The organism is Candidatus Thermoplasmatota archaeon (genome assembly GCA_030018475.1).
Taxonomy (GTDB): domain Archaea; phylum Thermoplasmatota; class JASEFT01; order JASEFT01; family JASEFT01; genus JASEFT01.
In genome coordinates this window covers 1-2,367 of the sequence record JASEFT010000091.1, presented here as the reverse complement: position 1 = coordinate 2,367, position 2,367 = coordinate 1, and the positions used below count along the sequence as shown (strand labels likewise).

Here is a 2,367-nt window from a genome sequence, read left to right as displayed (position 1 = left end):
GACAGCGGGAGTTGGCAGTTAGCAACAGGCACTACCACATGGTCCTTCGTTTGGGACACAACAACCGTTTCCAACGGTTGGCATACAATTTACGCAAGAGCTTGGGATGGCATTGATTATTCTGAAACTAAATCTGTAAATGTTTATGTGGATAATCCCGCGCCGCTACCTGACTTAGCAATTTCACCCGAAGATATTACGATTTTGCCTTCTAACACCGTCTCAAATGGCACCACAATCACAATAAATGCAACTGTTCATAATATTGGCAACGCGGCTGCACCTAATATTACAGTAAGATTTTATGCTGATACTACTTTGATAGCCACAAAAACAATCTCCTCCTTATCTCCAACAAGCTCTATCACCTTATCGACAACTTGGACTGCAACTCCTGCTGGAAATTATACGGTTAAAGTTATTGTTGATCCTGATAATCTGACTGCTGAAAGCGACGAGACTAACAATGAAGCAACGAAAATTCTTACTGTAGTTACCGAAAACATTCCACCAGTTGCAAATTTCGTGTTTTATCAAGGAACGAAAGCAATAGACGGCGAATACGTTAATATTACACTTAGAGTTGCAGGCAGACCCGGAGCTGTTATTAATCTTACTTTAAAAGAAAACAACGTTAGCATAGCAAACTTAAGTGTGACAAGAACGACGGGAAAGCCGAACGAGGCATCTTTGGATTTCCTATTTAATGCATCTAGATTCTATGAGGTTGTTGTAGAAAGAGTTTCTGGCGGTGGCGGTAGCAGTGTCTGGGTTATCGTTAATTACACAAATGGAAATATAACTTCGGAGCATATGGTATTTAACCAAGGCGAAGGGGGCGAAGGCTCGCAGATACTAAACCTAACACAACTACTCGATGAGATGCTCTATTCCGTAGGCTTCGTTAAGTTTGATGCAAGCTACCCGTTATCTTACGACCCAGACGGCGTAATACTAAATTGGAGCTGGAATTTTGGTGATAACACTTACGGCTACGACGAAGTTGTATCCCATAACTATCTACCTGGAAATTATACTGTGACTTTAACTGTAAGAGACGATGACAACGCGCTAGCGAGCGTAACAAAAACAATTACAGTTTCAGATAAACTTGAAGAATACGCAACTCGTAGAAATCAATTCGGTATAGCGCTGCGCTGCCCTGCAGATTTAACTATAATAAATGCAACTGGCGCTTTGCTCGGCTATAATGAAAGTAGCGGAAGGCACGAGAACTGGCTACCAAATGCTACAATGATTATAGCAGGCGATATAGAAATTTACTTTGCGCCTGGCGATTTCAATTATACTTACACAATTAGAGGCTTTGGGCCTGGCGATTTTGTATTTGTATTTGCTCCAGGCGATTTTGGGCCTGGCGATTTCTATAAAATAGAATCAACAACATCAGTGCAGGATATAGATAAGATAAGAACAGCCTCAGACGGCACTATAATTCTAACTTCAAATTCAGATAAATTCTACTCACTTTATATTACAAATGGTACTCAAGTATTTGCACTCAGAGATGTGCCTATCAATGCAAATGCTACACATATTTACGAAATAACAAACTGGTCTGCAATTAGCGAGACAGGAATTTATTCTGTGAATTTGACTGTTGATGAGTTGAGTGACAGTATTGTTGATAGAGTGGAAGAGCTCTGGACTAATTTTAATCTAAATGATATTTTCAAGCCAGACCTTGCAATAATAGAATTAAGTTTGGTAGCGCGAGCCAAAGTCGGCGAAAATGTATCTGTAAAATTAGTTATCAAAAATCTAGGCAGCTATCCAGCGAAAAATATCAAAGTGAGATTTCTAGTTAATAACGAGTCTTACGAAGATTTTGAAATTTTATTACTTGCGCGTGGAGAGAGCATGGAAATAACATTTTACTGGTCTACTCAAATAGAGGGTCGATACTGGCTTAGCGTCTGGGTAGATCCAGATAATGATATTAAAGAAACTGATGAAGATAATAATTTGATAGGCAAGAGTACAGAGATAATAAAAGAGGCGATAATCCCAACAGCTCCTTCTCCTTTACCAACTCCTGCCATTATCGGAGGCGCTATTGCTGCTACTATCGTTATTGTAGCTGCTCTTTTAGGAACTGAAGTTGGTAAATACTCTCTATTCTCGTTTTTTGCACCTCTATACATCAAGCGCAAGTACGCAGCATTAGATCAATTCACGCGCGGCAGAATTTATAACTACATTGAGCTCAACCCAGGCGCACATTATAACTCAATCAGAAGCTCTCTTAATTTAGGCAACGGCACGCTTTCATATCATCTAAAAATTTTAGAAAAAGAAAGTTATATTAGAACTGAAACTGAAGGTATGTATAGAAGATTCTATGTT

The 2,367-nt window shown here is 39.3% G+C and carries 1 protein-coding gene; it reads left to right on the top strand.

All coding sequences use genetic code 11. The annotated features are described in order from the left end of the window. Window positions 1-2,367, top strand: a 2,367-nt coding sequence (locus tag QMD21_07610) for a CARDB domain-containing protein (GenBank protein ID MDI6856629.1), incomplete at both ends; no start/stop codon positions are given.